Annotated in this window: 13 protein-coding genes; 7 read left to right on the top strand and 6 right to left on the bottom strand. The window is 60.0% G+C overall.

Annotated features, from left to right (window positions below; translation table 11 throughout):
* The first annotated feature begins 317 nt into the window (after positions 1 to 317).
* Both AAAU26_RS03405 and galT read left to right on the top strand, forming a co-directional pair.
* Entirely contained in the window at positions 318 to 1,604 is a 1,287-nt protein-coding gene (locus tag AAAU26_RS03405; RefSeq protein WP_158397001.1) for a galactokinase, read from the top strand.
* Positions 1,601 to 3,097: a UDP-glucose--hexose-1-phosphate uridylyltransferase gene (gene galT, locus AAAU26_RS03410; RefSeq protein ID WP_227618737.1), complete on the top strand. Its 1,497-nt coding sequence runs from the start codon at positions 1,601 to 1,603 to the stop codon at positions 3,095 to 3,097. Before AAAU26_RS03405 ends, galT begins: the two co-directional genes overlap by 4 nt.
* A gap of 46 nt (positions 3,098 to 3,143) precedes the next feature.
* Here galT and AAAU26_RS03415 read toward each other — a convergent pair whose 3' ends face one another.
* Positions 3,144 to 3,971, bottom strand: a complete 828-nt coding sequence (locus tag AAAU26_RS03415) for a TrmH family RNA methyltransferase (RefSeq protein ID WP_158403499.1) — start codon at positions 3,969 to 3,971, stop codon at positions 3,144 to 3,146.
* A gap of 204 nt (positions 3,972 to 4,175) precedes the next feature.
* Here AAAU26_RS03415 and AAAU26_RS03420 point away from each other — a divergent pair, with 204 nt between their 5' ends.
* Together AAAU26_RS03420 and AAAU26_RS03425 are read left to right on the top strand one after the other, a co-directional pair.
* Positions 4,176 to 4,898 (top strand): YoaK family protein, encoded by a 723-nt coding sequence (locus AAAU26_RS03420; RefSeq protein ID WP_227618738.1) that lies wholly within the window; start codon positions 4,176 to 4,178, stop codon positions 4,896 to 4,898.
* Positions 4,899 to 5,011: 113 nt separating this feature from the next.
* Positions 5,012 to 6,502 carry a DUF1846 domain-containing protein gene (locus AAAU26_RS03425; RefSeq protein ID WP_158396994.1) on the top strand — a complete coding sequence of 497 codons (1,491 nt, stop codon included), beginning with the start codon at positions 5,012 to 5,014 and terminating at the stop codon, positions 6,500 to 6,502.
* A gap of 80 nt (positions 6,503 to 6,582) precedes the next feature.
* On the opposite strand, the gene AAAU26_RS03430 is transcribed toward AAAU26_RS03425, so the two are convergent.
* From AAAU26_RS03430 to AAAU26_RS03450, 5 genes are all read right to left on the bottom strand, one after another.
* A complete protein-coding gene (locus AAAU26_RS03430; RefSeq protein WP_158403502.1) occupies positions 6,583 to 7,896 on the bottom strand; it encodes a 2-hydroxyacyl-CoA dehydratase in 1,314 nt (437 codons plus the stop codon).
* A 14-nt stretch (positions 7,897 to 7,910) separates the two neighbouring features.
* Positions 7,911 to 10,838 (bottom strand): acyl-CoA dehydratase activase, encoded by a 2,928-nt coding sequence (locus AAAU26_RS03435; protein WP_320443571.1) that lies wholly within the window; start codon positions 10,836 to 10,838, stop codon positions 7,911 to 7,913.
* 358 nt (positions 10,839 to 11,196) lie between these two features.
* Positions 11,197 to 11,982 (bottom strand): sensor histidine kinase, encoded by a 786-nt coding sequence (locus tag AAAU26_RS03440; protein WP_227618739.1) that lies wholly within the window; start codon positions 11,980 to 11,982, stop codon positions 11,197 to 11,199.
* A 33-nt stretch (positions 11,983 to 12,015) separates the two neighbouring features.
* Complete coding sequence (locus AAAU26_RS03445; protein ID WP_227618740.1) at positions 12,016 to 12,741, bottom strand: response regulator; 726 nt, start codon at positions 12,739 to 12,741, stop codon at positions 12,016 to 12,018.
* Positions 12,731 to 13,048: a hypothetical protein gene (locus tag AAAU26_RS03450; protein ID WP_158396985.1), complete on the bottom strand. Its 318-nt coding sequence runs from the start codon at positions 13,046 to 13,048 to the stop codon at positions 12,731 to 12,733. Before AAAU26_RS03450 ends, AAAU26_RS03445 begins: the two co-directional genes overlap by 11 nt.
* 426 nt (positions 13,049 to 13,474) lie before the next feature.
* Here AAAU26_RS03450 and AAAU26_RS03455 point away from each other — a divergent pair, with 426 nt between their 5' ends.
* From AAAU26_RS03455 to AAAU26_RS14530, 3 genes are all read left to right on the top strand, one after another.
* Positions 13,475 to 16,714 (top strand): ABC transporter ATP-binding protein/permease, encoded by a 3,240-nt coding sequence (locus AAAU26_RS03455; RefSeq protein ID WP_227618741.1) that lies wholly within the window; start codon positions 13,475 to 13,477, stop codon positions 16,712 to 16,714.
* A 400-nt stretch (positions 16,715 to 17,114) separates the two neighbouring features.
* A complete protein-coding gene (locus AAAU26_RS03460; protein ID WP_149794289.1) occupies positions 17,115 to 18,122 on the top strand; it encodes a LacI family DNA-binding transcriptional regulator in 1,008 nt (335 codons plus the stop codon).
* A gap of 76 nt (positions 18,123 to 18,198) precedes the next feature.
* The coding region (locus AAAU26_RS14530; RefSeq protein WP_431834271.1) for a twin-arginine translocation signal domain-containing protein at positions 18,199 to 18,247 on the top strand (49 nt) is incomplete at its 3' end.

The raw sequence follows: 18,247 nt of genomic DNA on the forward strand, positions 1-18,247 counted from the left end.
TTTGCACTGCCCGCCGCAGTAAGGTTTCTCCATATCGCGGCCCGCTCCCCCGCCGGGACGCGGCAGCGGGAAGTTTTGGCGCAGTTATACAATGCTTTTCCGGTTTTGAAAAAACTTTTGTCTCAGTTGTAATTTATCCGAGATTTTTATTTTGCATCCCCGCCGGACAGCCTCGGCGGGGATTTTTTGCAACTTTTCATTGAGATGCAACAATAACACATGGTTTTTTCCGGACAAATCCTTTACTATAGGATTAGAAGCGGGCTGTATCGCCCACACGAAACAAAAAAGTATCTGTCTGTCAGGAGGAAGATTCCATGATGAAGTCCATTCCCGTATGGAAGCAGGAGCTGTCCGACGGCGTCCACGCCGCACGCCTCGCCTCCCTGTATTGCTGTGCTCCCGCCGAGACGGCCTCTGAAGCCGCCCGTTACGCCGCCGTGCTGGACGGGCTGGAAAAGACCTTCGGCTCCCACGCTGAGGCCGGCCTTTACAGCGCACCGGGCCGCACCGAGATCGGCGGCAACCACACCGACCACCAGCATGGCCGAGTGCTGGCCGGCAGCGTGAACATCGACATGATCGCCGCCGCAGCCCCCAACGACAAGAACCAGCTCCGCGTCCAGAGCGAGGGCTATGATCTGTGCGTCATTGATTTGAATGACCTCGAGGCCCGCAAGGAAGAGGAGAACACCACCGCCTCTCTGCTGCGCGGCGAGTGCGCCGCCTTCACCCAGCGGGGCGCAAAGCTGGCCGGTCTGGACGTTTACATCTCTTCCAACGTGCCGAAGGGCAGCGGCGTCTCTTCTTCTGCCGCCTTTGAAGTGCTCATCGGCGTCATCCTGAACGACTGCTTCATGACCGAGAAGGTCTCCCCCATCGCCATCGCGCAGATCGGCCAGTGGGCTGAGAACGTCTACTTCGGCAAGCCCTGCGGCCTGATGGACCAGATGGCTTCCAGCGTGGGCAACATCATCACCATCGACTTTGCCAGCCCCGCAAAGCCCGTGGTGGAGCCGGTGGCTGTGGACTTCTCCAAGGCTGGTCTGGCCCTCTGCATCCTCGACTCCGGCGCAGACCACGCCGATCTGACCGACGAGTACGCCGCCATCCCGGCTGAGTGCCGCGCCGTGGCCGCTGTCTGCGGCGGCGAGGTGCTGCGGGATGTGCCGTTCGAGACCTTCCTTGCAAAGCTGCCCGAGTGCCGCAGGCAGTGCGGCGACCGCGCCGTCCTCCGTGCCTTCCACGTCTACGCCGACAATGACCGTGTGGCAAAGCAGGTGGCCGCACTCCACGATGGCGACTTCGGCACCTTCCTCTCCCTCGTGAACGAGTCCGGCTGCAGCAGCTGGGAGTATCTGCAGAACGTCATCCCCGCAGGCTACAAGGAGCATCAGGAAGTGGGCGTGACCATCGCTGCCGCCAAGCATCTGCTGGGCGATAAGGGCGCTGTCCGCGTCCACGGCGGCGGTTTCGCCGGCACGGTGCAGGCTTTCGTGCCTGTGGAGATGCTGGATGAGTTCAAGGCCGGTATGGAAGCCATCCTCGGCGAGGGCCGCTGCCACGTCCTGTCTATCCGCCCGGAAGGAGGCGCTGTCCTGTGATCTCCACTGCCATCCAGCAGCTCGTCAACTACGGTCTGGACACCGGCCTCATCCTGCCTGACGACGAGATCTACATCCGCAACCAGCTGCTCATGACCATGCAGCTCGACAGCTTCACAGAGCCGGAGGGCGACGTCTGCTACGCCGACCTCGAAAGCATCCTGAAAACGCTGGTGGACGATGCCGTCGCCCGGGGCGTCTGCGACGACAGCCCCACGGCCCGCGACCTCTTCGACACCCGGCTCATGGGTGTGCTGACGCCCCGCCCCAGCATCGTCCGCGCCAACTTCGAAGAGCGGTACGAGACCGACGGCCCCCAGGCCGCCACCGACTGGTTCTACAAGTTCAGCCAGGACACCGATTACATCCGCCGCTACCGCATCAAGCGGGACGTCAAGTGGGTGACCCGGACTTCTTATGGCGACCTCGACATCACCATCAACCTGTCGAAGCCCGAAAAAGACCCCAAAGCCATCGCAGCCGCAAAGCTGGCTCCTCAGAGCGCCTACCCCAAGTGCCAGCTCTGCGTGGAGAACGAGGGCTATGCCGGTCGGCTGAACCATCCCGCCCGGGAAAATCACCGCATCATCCCGCTGACCATCAACGACAGTGCGTGGAATTTCCAGTACAGCCCCTATGTCTACTACAATGAGCACTGCATCGTCTTTAACAGCCAGCACACCCCCATGAAGATCGAGCGTTCCACCTTCCGCAAGCTGCTGGATTTCGTGGCCCTCTTTCCCCACTACTTCGTGGGCAGCAACGCCGACCTGCCCATCGTGGGCGGCAGCATCCTGAGCCACGACCACTTCCAGGGCGGCCACTACGAGTTCGCCATGGCCAAAGCGCCCATCGAGAAGAAGTGGGTCTTCCCCGGCTTTGAGGACGTGGACGCCGGCATCGTCCACTGGCCCATGAGCTGCATCCGCCTCACCTGCGACGACGACGAGCGCCTTGTGGAGCTGGCCGATAAGATTTTGACCGCATGGCGGGGCTACACCGACGAGAGCTGCTTTGTCTACGCCGAGACCGACGGCGAACCCCACAACACCATCACCCCCATCGCCCGGATGCGGGACGGCAGGTTCCAGCTGGATTTGGTGCTGCGCAACAACATCACCACGCCGGAGCATCCGCTGGGCGTCTATCACCCCCACGCAAAGCTCCACCACATCAAAAAGGAGAACATCGGCCTCATCGAGGTCATGGGTCTGGCCGTTCTGCCCAGCCGCCTGAAAGCCGAGATGACCGATGTGGAAGCCGCCCTCGTGGCCCACACCCCCGCCGCTGAGTACGGCGAGAACATCCAGAAGCACGCCGAGTGGGCGATGGACATCCTCGCCCGCCATCCGGAGCTGAACGCCGAAAATGTCCACACCATCGTGCAGGACGAGATCGGCCATGTCTTTGCCGAAGTCCTCGTAGACGCCGGCGTCTACAAGATGGACACGGCAGGCCGCGCAGGCTTTGAGCGATTCTTAGCAAGTATCTGAGCATAAAAAATAATGCCTCCCCGGCGGGGAGGCATTCCTTTTTCGTTTATTGTTTGCCCAGCTGCCAGAACGCAACGGCGCTGGCGGCAGCGACATTCAGCGAATCCACGCCGTGGGACATAGGTATCTTGACCGTGTAGTCGCAGGAAGCGATGGTGTCGGCGGCGAGGCCGTCGCCCTCGGTGCCAAGCACGATGGCAAGCTTCGGCTCTTTTGCAAGCTGCTCGTCGTCGATGCTCACCGAGCGGTCGCTGAGGGCCATCGCGGCGGTCTTGAAGCCGAGGGAGTGGAGGATGTCCATCCCCTTCTCCGGCCAGTCTGCCGGGGTCTCGCCCAGCTGCCCCCAGGGCACCTGGAACACCGTACCCATGCTGACGCGGACGGCGCGGCGGCAGAGCGGGTCGCAGCAGGAAGGGTTGATGAGGACAGCGTCCATGTTCAGCGCCGCCGCCGAGCGGAAGATGGCTCCCACATTGGTGGAGTCCACGATGCCCTCCAGCACGGCCACCCGGCGGGCGTTTTTACAGAGTTCTTCCACCGGGCGGGGTGCCGGGCGGCGGAAGGCGCAGAGCACGCCCCGGGTCAGCTCAAAGCCGGTGAGCTCTGCCAGCATCTCCCGATCTGCCGTGTACACCGGCGCGTCGCCGCAGCGGCTCAGGATGCCCGCTGCCGGGCCGGTGATCTGCTTGCGCTCCATCAGCAGGGACACGGGCTTGTAGCCTGCGTCCAGCGCACGGTCGATGACCTTGGGGCTCTCGGCGATAAAGATGCCTTTCTCCGGCTCGAGGCGATTGCGCAGCTGGTTCTGGGTCAGCCGGGCATAAGGGTCCAGCTCCGGTGCGTGGAAATCCGTGATCTCGATGATATTGGGCATACAGAAAGCCCCTCCTTCTCCTGAAAAAAGCTATTTTCTGTATTCTACCACAGTCTGCGCCGCATTGCAAAACAAAGCGCATCCTGCGATACCCGCCCGGAATCGTCATTATCTATAAAAAATATGGCGAAGTTTTTGACAAAACGCCGGTTTTGCGCTATAGTATGGCATGGAATTATTTTCTGGATAGAAGGAGGAGCTTTTATGCCATCTCTCAAACCTCACGGACAGATGTCCGAAGCTTTTATTACCGCTCTGTTTCTCTCCGTCTCAGGCGGCTTACAGGATGTTTATACTTATTTATACCGCGGCAAGGTCTTCGCCAACGCCCAGACCGGCAACATCGTGCTGATGGCCGTCAAGCTGTTTGCGGGCAAGTGGGGCGAGGCACTGCGCTACCTGATTCCCCTTTGCGCCTTTGCACTGGGCATTTTTGTGGCTGAGTTCATCCGCCTCAAGCTCAAGCGGATGCAGTGGCTCCACTGGCGTCAGCTGGTGGTGCTGTTCGAGATCCTGCTGCTCTTCGTCGTGGGCTTTTTGCCGCAGGAGCTGAATCTTCTGGCCAACTCCCTCGTCTCCTTCTCCTGCGCCATGCAGGTACAATCCTTCCGCAAGGTGAACGGCTATGCCTTCGCCAGCACCATGTGCATCGGCAATCTGCGCAGCGGCATGGATTCCCTCTGCGCATGGCTGGTGGGCGGCAACACCAAAGCCTTCGGCAAGGCGATTCACTACTTCGCCATCATCTTCCTGTTCGCGCTGGGTGCCGGCCTTGGCAGCCTTGCACTGGCCCCCATGGGCAGCCGGGCCATCTGGCTTTCCTGCCTGCTGCTCTTCATCAGCTTCTGCCTGATGTTCCTGAAAGAGGACATCGAGGAGCTGGAAGAATTTGAGCACCTGGAGCACGAGGAAGCCCTCAAAAAATAATTGCGCCGAAGCCTGTCGTATGCTATACTATAAAGTGTTTGTGTGACCCTCCGGCCCGCCGCACCACCGACGTGCCGGAGATGAAGTTGTAGAATCAGGAAGAGGAGCATTCCATGAAAAAAGGCTTTGACAACGCGAAATATCTTCAGATGCAGTCCCAGCACATCCGGGAGCGCATCGCACAGTTCGACAACAAGCTCTACCTCGAGTTTGGCGGCAAGCTGTTCGACGACTACCACGCCTCCCGCGTGCTGCCGGGCTTTGAGCCGGACTCCAAGCTGCAGATGCTGCTGCAGCTCAAGGAGCAGGCCGAGATCGTCATCGTCATCAGCGCGCAGGACATCATCAGCAGCAAGGTGCGCGGCGACTACGGCATCACCTACGACCTCGACGTTCTCCGCCTCATCGACGCCTTCCAGGGCATGGGCCTGTTTGTGGGCAGCGTCTGCGTGACCATGTACACCGCCGCCCCCGAGGTCGAAGCCTTTGAGCACAAGCTGAACAGCGTGGGCGTGCGCACCTTCCGCCACTATAAGATCCCCGGCTACCCCAACGATGTGGCCCGCATCGTCAGCGACGAGGGCTACGGCAAGAACGACTACATCGAGACCCAGCGTCCCCTCGTCGTCATCACGGCCCCCGGCCCCGGCAGCGGCAAGATGGCCACCTGCCTGTCCCAGCTCTACCACGAGCACAAGCGGGGCGTCAAGGCCGGTTATGCCAAGTTCGAGACCTTCCCCATCTGGAACCTGCCTCTCAAGCACCCGGTCAACCTCGCCTACGAGGCCGCTACCGCCGACCTGAACGACGTGAACATGATCGACCCCTTCCATCTGGAGGCCTACGGCGTCACCACCGTCAACTACAACCGCGACATCGAGATCTTCCCGGTGGTCAACGCGATGTTCGAGCTCATCGCGGGCAAGAGTCCCTACAAGTCCCCCACGGATATGGGTGTGAACATGGCCGGCAACTGCATCGTGGACGACGAAGCCTGCCGCGAGGCCTCCCGCAACGAGATCATCCGCCGCTATTTCAAGGCCCTCTGCGACCACAAGATCGGCAAGAACGTGGACAGTGAGATCTTCAAGCTGGAGCTGCTGCTGAATCAGGCCGGTCTGGCTGTCGGCGACCGTGCCGTGGAAAAGCAGGCTCACGCCGTGGCCGAGCGCACCGGCGGCGCACCCGCTGCCGCCATCGAGCTGCCGGACGGCACCGTCGTCACCGGCAAGAACGGTCCCCTGCTGGGCGCAGCCTCTTCTGCCCTGCTCAATGCCCTCAAGAAGCTGGCCGGCATCGACCATGAGATCGATTTGGTCTCCGCCCGCGCCATCGAGCCCATCCAGACCCTCAAGACCAACTACCTCGGCAGCCGGAATCCCCGCCTGCACACCGATGAGATCCTGATCGCGCTGTCCAGCTCTGCCGCCGAGAATGAGACGGCTGCTGTCGCTCTGCAGCAGCTCTCCAAGCTCAAGGGCTGCGACATGCACTCCACGGTCATCCTGTCCAGCGTGGATACGGACACCATCAAGCGTCTGGGGATGTACCTCACCTGCGAGCCCGCCTATGAGCAGGAAGACCGCAAGTATCACAAGAAATAAGCGCTCCGGCGCATAAGAAAAGCCGCACAGTACAGCGAAAAACTGTACCGTGCGGCTTTTTTTGTTTCTTCTGTAGTTTCTCAGACGTGGGAGAGGCTGGGCGCACCGCCCGCGATCTCCTCGGCGGTCAGCGGCTTCGCCTCGGCAGGAGCGTTCAGACGCTCCTTTGCTACGGCCAGCATCAGTTTGATGCGGTTCTCCTGATTGACCTTGGTGGCGCTGGGGTCGTAGTCGATGGGGGTGATGTTGGCGCTGGGGTACATCGCGCGGATCTTGTTTACCATGCCCTTGCCCACGATGTGGTTCGGCAGGCAGCCAAAAGGCTGTGCGCAGACGATGTTGCCGTAACCGCCCTGTACCAGCTCGATCATCTCAGCCGTCAGCAGCCAGCCCTCGCCCATCTTGGCACCCAGCGAGATGATGCCCTCGGGCTTTTCCACCAGCTCCTTGAAGGGGCCGGGGGCGTAGAAACCGGCGTCGGCCTCGGCCTTGAGCATGGAGCGCTCCACGCTGTCCAGCCAGTTGAGCAGCTGGTCGGTACCCATCTTCATGGCCAGCTTGCCGCCGTAGAGGACATGGTCCTCGCCCATGTTGAAGATGCAGTACTGCACGAAGCCCATCAGACCCGGGAAGTTGACCTCGCAGTCCTGGCTCTCGAGGAACTTCTGCAGGTCGTTGTTGCCCAGCGGGCTGTACTTGACGTAGATCTCGCCCACGACGCCGACTTTGACCTTCGGCACACGGGTGACGGGAATGGACTTAAAGTCCTTTGCGATGAGGGGGAAGGTGTGCTTCATCTCACGGGAGGTGAAACCCTTGCCCGCCAGCAGTACACGGCCCAGGCGCTCGACCCAGAGGTCTACCATCTTATCGGCAGCGCCCTTCTCGTTCTCATACGGAGCGACCTGATTGCGCAGGGCGCAGAGCATATCGCCGTAGAACACGCTGGCGATGGCCCGGCGGGCCAGAGGCAGAGTCATCTGGAAACCGCTGTCCTTCTCGAGGCCCGAGAAGTTCAGGCTGGCCACCGGGATGTTCGGATAGCCTGCCTTGACCAGCGCCTTGCGGAGCAGATGGATGTAGTTGGAGGCACGGCAGCCGCCGCCCGTCTGGGTGATGAGCAGGGCCGTGTGCTCGAGGTCGTACTTGCCGCTGTTCAGCGCGTCGAGGAACTGGCCAATGACCAGCAGTGCCGGATAGCAGGTGTCGTTGTGGACATATTTCAGGCCCAGCTGCGCCACAGCGCTGCCGCAGTTACCAAGGATCTCGCACTTGTAGCCGTCGTAGCGCAGGGCGTATTCCAGCAGGCGGAACTGGGTGATGGCCATGTTGGGGATGAGGATGGTGTGAGTTTTCTTCATCTCCGGGGTGAATTTGGGGTAATTGTATTCCATAGGTTCCTCCTATGTTACTTCTTATCTTCGTCTCGCTCATCCAGTGCGGCGAACAGACTGCGCAGGCGGATATTGACAGCACCCAGGTTTGTAATTTCGTCAATTTTCAGCTGGGTGTAGAGCTTGCCGCCCTCCTGCAGGATCTCGCGGGTCTCATCGGTGGTGATGGCATCCACGCCGCAGCCGAAGGACACCAGCTGCACCAGGTCCATATCGTTCTGGGTGGTGCAGTACTTGGCGGCGGCATACAGGCGGCTGTGGTAAGTCCACTGGTTCAGCACGCTGGTGGGGAACTTTTCCACGCGGTTGGAGATGCTGTCCTCGGTGACCACCGCCGCGCCGTGGCGGGTGATGAGGTGGTCGATGCCGTGGTTGATCTCCGGGTCCACATGGTAGGGGCGTCCGGCCAGCACGATGATGCGCCTGCCCTGACGGCGGGCCTCATCAATGATCTCGCTGCCCTTGACCCGGATCTGTGCCATGTGGGCTTCATACTCAGCGTAGGCAGCGTTGGCAGCCTCCTGCACTTCCTTCTCGGAGATGCCGCCGAAATACTTGGGCAGCACGTCCTTCACCATCTTGTGGACGAAATCCTTCGGACGGTGGATGCCGACGTAGTCGTAGATAAACTTCTGGCCTTTCAGCTCGGGGCAGTTGCCGGCGAGGACTTCGGGATAGTAGGCCACGACGGGGCAGTTGTAGTGGTTGTCGCCCAGACCCTCGTCGATGTTGTAGGTCAGGCAGGGGTAGAAGATGGCGTCCAGATGCATCTGGGTCAGGGCCTTGATGTGGCCATGGCTGAGCTTGGCCGGGAAGCAGGCGGTGTCGCTGGGGATGGTAGCCTGACCAGCCAGATAGAGGCCGCGGCTGGACACCGGGCTGGTGTGGACGGCAAAGCCGAGCTTTGTCCAGAAGGCGTGCCAGAACGGCAGCAGCTCATACATATTCAGGCAAAGCGGGATGCCGATGGAGCCGCGCTTTCCGGCCACGGGCTTATAGCTGGCCAGAAGCTGCTGCTTGTAAGCGTAGAGGTTGAGGCTGTTGTCCTCGCTCTTGCCGGTGACGGGCTTGTCGCAGCGGTTTCCGGAAATGAACTTGCGGCCATCGGCGAAGGTGTTGACGGTGAGCTGGCAGTGGTTGCCGCAGCCGCCGCACTTGACGCTGACGACTTTCTGGTCGAAGTTCTCCAGCTCTTCCTCGCTCATCATGGCGGAGGTGGTCTGGCCGTTCTTGCGGCACTGGCGCAGACCGAAGAGGGCCGCACCGTAAGCGCCCATCAGACCGGCGATGTCGGGACGGATGACCTCGACGCCCATCTCCTTCTCGAAGGCGCGGAGGACGGCCTCATTGTAGAACGTACCGCCCTGCACAACGATCTTCCGGCCCAGCTCTTCGGGGCTGGACGCACGAATGACCTTGTACAGTGCGTTCTTGACGACGCTGATGGACAGGCCCGCCGAGATATTCTCGATGGACGCGCCGTCCTTCTGGGCCTGCTTGACCGAGCTGTTCATAAAGACGGTGCAGCGACTGCCCAGATCCACGGGGCGGTCGGCGAAGAGGCCGAGGGCTGCGAACTCCTTGACGTCGTAGCCCAGTGCCTGCGCGAAGGTCTGCAAAAAGCTGCCGCAGCCGGAAGAGCAGGCTTCGTTCAGGAAGATGTTGCTGATGGCACCATCTTCGATCTTGAAGCACTTCATATCCTGACCGCCGATGTCGATGATGAAGTCCACGTCCGGCATGAAGTATTTTGCTGCCGTGAAGTGGGCCACGGTCTCCACGAGCCCGAAGTCGCAGCGGAAAGCGTTCTTGACCAGTTCTTCGCCGTAGCCGGTGGTGGTCACGCTGGCCACCTTGAGGCCGGTGTGCTCTTTATAGATTTTCAGCAGCTGCTGCCGGATAAGGGGCAGCGGGTTGCCGAGATTCGGCTGATAGTTGGTGTAGAGGATCTGGCTCTGCTCGTCCACGACCACCAGCTTGACGGTGGTGGAGCCGGAGTCGATGCCGATATGCACCGGGCCGCACTGAGCGCTGAACGCCACCCGCGGCACGCTGTGGGATATATGGCGGGCATGGAATGCCTCGTACTCTTCCTTGCTGGCGAAGAGGGGCGGCTCGCTGGCGTAGGTCGCCGTGGCGGCATACTCATCCAGCGCAGCGGCCACGTCCGAGAGGACGAACTCCTTGTCGGCGTAGAGGGCAGCGCCCAGCGCGACGTAGAGCAGGCTGTTCTCGGGGCAGGTACCGGTGACGCCCAGTGCCTCGTCGAAGCTCTTGCGCAGCACAGTGCTGAAGGTCAGCGGACCGCCCAGATAGAGGATATTGCCCTGAATGGGGCGTCCCTGTGCCAGACCGGCGATGGTCTGGTTGACCACGGCCTTGTAGATGCTGGCCGCGATGTCCTCGGTCTTTGCGCCCTGATTGATGAGGGGCTGCACGTCGCTCTTGGCGAAAACGCCGCAGCGGGATGCAATGGTGTATGTACGGGTGGCCTGTTCGGCCGCCTTGTTCATCTCATCGGCACTCATCTTGAGCAGCGTCGCCATCTGGTCGATGAAAGCGCCCGTGCCGCCGGCGCAGCTGCCGTTCATGCGGACTTCGGTGCCGTTGGTCAGGAACAGGATCTTTGCATCCTCACCGCCCAACTCGATGACGCAGTCCGTTGCAGGGACGAACTTTTTGACCGCCACGCGGGTGGAGAACACCTCCTGCACGAAAGGCACGCCGCAGCTGTCGGCCAAGCCCATACCGGCGGAGCCGGAGATGCTGAGCAGCGCTTTCCGGCCATGCAGCTGCTCTGCGTCGATGCGGCGCAGCAGCTCCTGCGCCTTTTCCAGAATGTGGCTGTAGTGGCGCTCATACGTCGAATATAAAAGGGTATCGTTTTCATCCAGCACCACGCATTTGATGGTAGTGCTGCCGATGTCAAGACCTACTCTCACAGTTGTTTTTCCTCCTGAAGGACAATGCACTCTCCCTCTGCACACAGGGCTCTCCGGCCCGGGCAGAAGTTGTTTGCTAACGAATCAAATTTCAGACTCGCATACATGGGTATTATAAACCAAATCCGGCTGACAATCAATCATTCGGGATTATTTTACACCTTAAAAACAGTAAAATCATCTTGCAAAGTTAAACATTTTGTTAATTTCGCAAACTTTTCTGTGGATTTCGAGCTGTTTCTACTAAGATTCTTTACCGTCTGTCAATTTTTCTGCTCTCTTCCCTGTCCCGCACAAAAATCAAAGGCATCTGCGCTGCGCTGTCCCGGGCAGCATTGCAGATGCCTTTTTGTCTCGTTCAATATCTCCTCAGCAGAAGGAGCTCCTGTGCCGCCCGGCTTGTGAACCGCGCTGCGCGGATGTCATTCTCCTCGCTGGAGTGGAGTTCCATTTCCGGCGGGATGTCCTCGCAGGAGGCCAGCGGGAACACCACCTGCGCCCGGGTGCCGCCGCCCGGCCGGGCCGTCAGCGTCAGCTTCCAGCCTGCACGGCGGCAGATGAGCTTACAGATGCGGAGACCCAGCTTTGCGCCGCTGAGGAAGCGGCGGTTGTTCTCGATGGGGTCTTCCTCCATCAGGCCGCAGCCGTTGTCTTCCACCCGGAGCACGACGCCGGTCTTTTTCTGTTTCAGGCTCACCCACACCCTGCCGCCTGCATCGCAGGCCCGCAGCGCGTTGGAGATAAGGTGGAGCAGCAGCTGTTCGGCCTCATCGGGAACGCCCATGACGGTGCAGTGCTCGATGCCCCCGCTCTCCGTCGTGAGCGCTATTTCCAGTGACCGCTGGATGTCCGGGGCCAGACGGCCCGCTTTTTCCAACAGACTGCACAGTTCCAGAGGCTGCAGCTCGCTCAGCTCTTCATTTTCCAGCTGATAAAGCGTTATGGCATTGCGTACCGTGCGGTCCAGCCGGGCAGACTCTATCTGGATGTCCGAAAGTGCCTGCCGGGTGGGCAGGTCGGCCGACGCCAGCAGATGCATCTGCAGATATTCCCGGTTCTGGTCGATGATGCCAAGGGCATGGAAGCACACATCCCCAAACTCCTCCCGAAGGGAGCCTCCTGCCCCATCGTTTCGCCTGCGCATTCTGCTCTACCTCCGCGTCGTGTGGTCAGCACCTCACTGCTGACTCAGTTTACTTTCCAGCGCATAAAGCAGGCGGCCGATGGTCACCTTCCTGCGCTCTAAGCCATACTCTTTTCGAAAATCCCGCCATGTCTGGGTACCGGTCTCGTCCAACGTCTCCAGTAGCCGCCGGAGGGCGCTGTCCACAGCCGCCACGGTGAGATTGTATTCCTCCGCCACAGGCCCTAATATCTCCTTGCGGATGGCCAGACGGTGGTCAGAGCCCATCATCATCCGAAGCGCACCGGTCAGGTAGCGCTTGTTGGCATCGCAGGTGCTCAGACCCCAGCTGCGATAGATGCGCTCGCAGCGCTTTTCCAGACTCTCCGCCGGGCGGTGGGCCGGAACGCGCAGCTCCTGCAGCATATCTTCCAGTGTGGCCTGACGGATGAGGTAGCATGCGTCCTCCTGACTCAGGCTCTCCACAGCCGATTTCTCATTGCGTCCGTCGTCCCGCAGAAGCACCAGAGGCTTGCGGGCAAGGCCGCGTATCTTGGGCAGGAACTGGATGCTGTCCATGTCCTCCAGTCTGCCGCCCAGCACCAGAACGTCCACATCGCCCTGCTCGAGCCGTTCCAGCAGCGTCCGGCTGCTGCGGTAGCCCGTACAGCGGATGGCCGGGTTGCGCTCCTCAAGATAGCGTGTCCATACCCGCATCTCTCTGGGGTCATAGCTGGCCAGAGCTACGCGCCATATGACGTCCTGTTCCTCATAACTCACACGACGCGCCCCCTTCCCGCAGGTTTTCTGCCTGCTCCGCCTGCGGATACCAGCAGGAAATAGCATCCTGCCACAGCTCCGGCTGGACCGAGTTCTCATACAAAAACTGCAGCAGCCGTCCGCATTCCTCTTCCGGGGCCGGGACCCATGTACGGGCCGTGTCTGCCGGGTCGTCCGGAGCTTTTGTCCGGCTCACGGTCAGCCAGCAGCCCTGTCCCTCCGTCTCCAGAGAACAGGCAAGGGTATACGCCTCCTGATACGGTTCCAGCGCCGAAAAACTCCTCACCAATGGGACATTCTGTTTCATTCTGCATCCTCCTCACCCCATCTGCCCGGCCCATCCACTTATGCCGGACAAACTACTTCATACTATACTGTATAAAATTGTATGGAGCGTCGAAAGGAGTTGCAACGACAAATTTGCGTCAGTTTTCGTCGAATTTTGGAACACTGAAAATATTAACATGGATATTGTCTCAAGAATACCATCAACCGCTCCAAAAATCAAGACACATCTGCCGCATCCTCCTGGTTTGGAACGCTTTTCCGCGCAGGATGCAACGCTTTTCCATCCTTCGGCAGAAAACACAGAACTTGGCACCCGTTACGACATAAATTGTTCATATTCTTCTGATAAAATCAAACAGATACTATGTTTCCCTCTCCGTCCACAAATGTCGGGCGGAACAGGTCAGCAGACACTCCCCCGTTCTGCTGCCGGAAAGGCAGGCCAATGCTTCAGCTTATCAATATCGAAAAGAAATACACCACCGGCGATCTGACACAGGCAGCGCTCAACGGGGTCAGCCTCAACCTGCGCGACAGCGAATTCGTCGCCGTCCTCGGCCCCAGCGGCTCGGGCAAGACCACGCTGCTCAACATCATCGGCGGCCTCGACCGCTACGACAACGGCGAGCTCATCATCAACGGCATCTCCACCCGCCGCTACACCGACCGGGACTGGGACTCCTACCGCAACCACACCGTCGGCTTCGTGTTCCAGAGCTATAACCTCATCCCCCACCAGACCGTCCTCGCCAACGTCGAACTGGCCCTGACCATCTCGGGCGTGTCGGGCGCTGAGCGCCGCCGCCGTGCCGCCGAGGCGCTGCGGCAGGTGGGCCTCGGGGACCAGCTCCACAAGCGCCCCACCGAGATGTCGGGCGGCCAGATGCAGCGCGTGGCCATCGCCCGCGCCCTCGTCAACAACCCCGACATCCTGCTGGCCGACGAGCCCACCGGCGCACTGGACAGCGAGACGAGCATCCAGGTCATGGAGCTGCTGAAGGATGTGGCAAAAGACCGCCTCGTGGTCATGGTCACGCACAACCCCGAACTGGCGGAGCAGTATGCCAACCGCATCGTCCGTCTGCGGGACGGCGCTATCACCGACGATACCCGCCCTTTCGAGCCGGACGACACAAAGCTTGCCCCTCCCATCCATAAGAACATGGGCCGTTCGTCCATGTCGTGGCTCACCTCGCTGGCCCTGAGCTTCAACAACCTGCGCACCAAAAAGGCCCGCACCCTGCTCACAGCCTTCGCGGGCAGCATCGGCATCATCGGCATCGCCCTCATCATCTCGCTGTCCACCGGCGTCAATGCCTACATTGCCGACATGGAGCGCTCCACCCTGAGCGAATACCCGCTGCAGATCCTGAGCAGCGGCGTGGACATCACGAGCTTTTTGTCCTCGGGCAGCAGCGGCGGCACCACAGCCACCGGCCTGCCCACCGACGAGGACGGCAAAAAGGACACCTCCGGCGGCGTGGAGGGAATGGTCTCGGTCCGCCAGCTCATCACCAAGATGGTGTCGGGCCTGACGTCCAACGACCTCACTTCCTTAAAGAAATATCTCGACAGCGACGAGTCCACCATTGCGGATGACGCCACCTCCATCGAGTATTCCTACAGCGTCTCGCCCCAGATCTACCGGCAGGATGCCGACGGCAGTGTGCATCAGGTCAACCCGGACTCCACCCTCTCGATGCTGGGTCTGGGAAGCTCGGGTTCCGGCTCCACCTCCGTCACCAGCAGCCTGATGAACAGCATGGGCAGCAACACCAGCGTTTTCTATCAGCTGCCCGCCAACAGCGACCTTTATAAGTCCCAGTACGAAGTCAAGGCTGGCCGCTGGCCCGAAAAGCCCACCGAATGTGTCGCCGTGCTGAGCAAATACGGCACTGTGACCGACTACGCCCTCTACTCCATGGGTCTGCGGGACTCCGCCGAGCTGGACAAGATGATACAGCAGTTCGCCCAGAACCAGAACGTCGATGTCCCCAGCGATTTCCGCACCTACAGCTACGACGAGCTGATGGGCCTGAAGTTCAAGCTGGTGAACAGCGCCGACACCTATGTCTACGACGACACCTACGGCATCTGGAAGAGCAAGGCCGACGACAAGGACTATATGCAGCAGCTGGTGGAGAACGGCGAGGACATCACCATCGTGGGCATCGTCCAGCCGGACTACACCGCCTCCGCTTCCATGCTCACCTCCGGCATCGCCTACCCCGCCTCCCTGACCGAGAAGGTCATGAAGGACGCTGCCGACAGCGACATCGTGAAGCAGCAGATGGCCGACCCCGCCACCAACGTCCTCACCGGCGAGAGCTTCGGCAAGGCTGAGAGCCTCCGCAACTTCGATTTGACCAGCCTCTTCTCTATCGACACCGACGCCCTCAAGAATGCCTTTTCTTTTGATGCCAACGCCCTTGACTTCGATTTGAACGGTGCCTTCGACCTCAGCGGCGGCAGTTTCGATTTGAGCACCCTCATCGACTTCTCGGATCTCACCCTCGACATCGACGAGCTGCCCGACATCGACCTCAGCGATGCCTTTGCAGAGCTGGACCTCTCCGTCTCGCCGGAGGCCCTGCAGGACCTCGTGCATAAGGTGTTCAAGGACTATAAGAAATATATCATCGGCAACGGCATCCTCAACTTCAAGAAGTGGAGCTTTTCTGCCTACCTCAAGTCAGAGCAGTTCCAGAAGCTGATGGCCGAGTCCATGAAAGACCTCGTTGACCCGGACAAGCTGCAGGGCCAGCTCTCGAGCGCTCTGCAGACCACCATCCAGACCGTGATGGAGACCTACTCCGACCAGATCACAGAGGTGCTGAAAAGCCAGCTGGACGCTGCCATCCAGAAGGGCATCGTCACCTTCCAGGACCAGATACAGTCCCAGCTCAAGACGGCCATCCAGCAGAACATCGGCAAGCTGAGCAGCCAGATGGAGAACGCCATCAAGATCGACGCGTCGGCTTTCCAGAAGGCCATCCAGCTCAACATGACCACCTCCGAGCTGACCGAGCTGATGCGCTCCACCCTCCGCTCCTCTTCCGCCACCTATGAGGCCAACCTGATGGCCTTCGGCTACGCGGACGAGGCCGCCCCCAGCCAGATCAAGATCTATCCGAAGGACTTCGCCAGCAAGGCCACCATCCTGGAAAAGCTGGATGCCTACAACGCCGGGATGTCTGCAAAGGGTGAAGACGAAAAGATGGTGCAGTACACCGACCTCGTGGGTACCCTGATGACCAGCGTGACCGAGATCGTGAACATGATAAGCAGCATGATGGTGGCCTTCGTCTCCATCTCGCTGGCAGTCTCCTCCATCATGATCGGCGTCATCACCTATATCAGCGTCCTCGAGCGCCGGAAGGAGATCGGCATCCTGCGCGCCATCGGCGCTTCCAAGCGGAACGTCTCCGAGGTGTTCAACGCAGAGACCTTCATCATCGGTCTCTGCTCGGGCGTCATGGGCATCGTCCTCAGCGAGATACTGCTCATCCCCGGAAATATCATCATCCAGAAAGTCTCCGGCACTTCAACCCTCGTTGCTTCCCTGCCCGTAGACGCAGCCCTCTTCCTCGTGGCACTGGCTACCCTGCTCACCATTCTGGCCGGCATCATCCCGGCCCGCGGCGCAGCCAAGTGCAACCCCGTCAAAGCCCTGCGCGCCGAGTAAACTCCAAAAATCTCATTCCCGGTATCCTTTCCGCTCCGGCGGCAGGGATACCGGGATTTTTTCGGCTTATTTTTGCTCCGGCCCGTCAGTTCAGCTTGTATCCATCCTGCATGAGAACGCGCTTTTTTGCTCTAAAAGTTACAAAAGAGTACGGTCGTCCCGGGAGGTTCTGACGTGTACCGGGAATTACCGGGAATTAATTTGCTTTTCGCTCTGCGGGCAAATCAACCTGCACAAAGGAGGGTCGATTTGTTATGCAATTCTGCCAAAAGTGTTTCAGGGTTATTGATTTATTCCACAAATTATGCCATACTATAGTCACTGAAACCGTTCCCGACATCGTTCCCGAGCGATTTCAGTAAAAACCAGAACTTCGACCGAAAGAGAGGTGCTTCCCGGAATGCCGAACATGACCATCAAAGATATTGCCCGTCTGAGCGGCTGTTCCGTCAGCACCATCTCCCGCGTCATCAATGACCGGCCGGATGTGCGTCCCGAAACGAAAGAAAAGGTGCTTCAGATGATGCGGGAGTCGGGCTTCGTGCCAAACACCAACGCCCGGCAGCTGAAGATCCAGCAGTCCCGCAGCCTCGTCTTTGTGGTCAAGGGTACCCGGAACCTCTTCTTCTCGGACTTCCTCGTTCAGCTGCAGCGGGCCGCGACCCTCTACGGGTACAGCGGCATCGTCTCCTACCTGGACGAGAATGCCAACGAGATAGACGCCGCCCAAAAGATCCTGCGGGAGATAAAGCCCAAAGGCATGATATTCCTCGGCGGCAGCGTGGCGAACTTCCAGCAGGGCTTTGCGAACATCACCGTCCCCTCGGTGCTGACGACGCTGGTCTCCGACGAGCTGGATTTCCCGAACCTCTCGATGGTGGGCGTAGATGACCGGGCTGCGGCCCGCACCGCCGTCTCCCACCTCATCGCGCAGGGCCACCGGAAGATAGCAGTTCTCGGCGGTCCGACCACCAGCTACCCCAGTCGGATGCGCCGCCTCGGCGCACAGGATGCCATGGAGGATGCCGGGCTCACCTTTGACGATCGGCTCTACGGCCTGTCCAACTACGATTTCGAGTCTGCCTACCACGCCATGAACAGCCTGCTGGCCCGCCGGGCCGAGTTCACCGCTCTGTTCGCCATGAGCGATGTCATCGCTTTCGGTGCCATCCGGGCGCTGGTGAGCGCCGGGTTCCGGGTGCCGGAGGATGTATCGGTCATCGGCTTCGACGGCATCTCGATGTCCCGTTACTGCGTGCCGGTGATGACCACCATCGTCCAGCCCGGCGAGCAGATCGCGCTCCAGAGCATCGAGCTGCTGGTGCGGCAGATCGAGCATGGCGCCCCGGCCCAGAAGATCACCCTCCAGCCTGAGCTGCAGGTCGGTGAGAGCGTAAGGGCTGTCTGATTTATTTCGTCTCATTTCCGCTGCCAGGCGGAATGTGTATATCACATGATGAAGAAGGAGAACAATTATGAAAAAAATGATTTCTCGTCGTAATTTCCTGAAAGTCGCTGGCGCTTCTGCTGCCG

The organism is Faecalibacterium longum (assembly GCF_040094125.1).
GTDB lineage: Bacteria > Bacillota > Clostridia > Oscillospirales > Ruminococcaceae > Faecalibacterium > Faecalibacterium longum.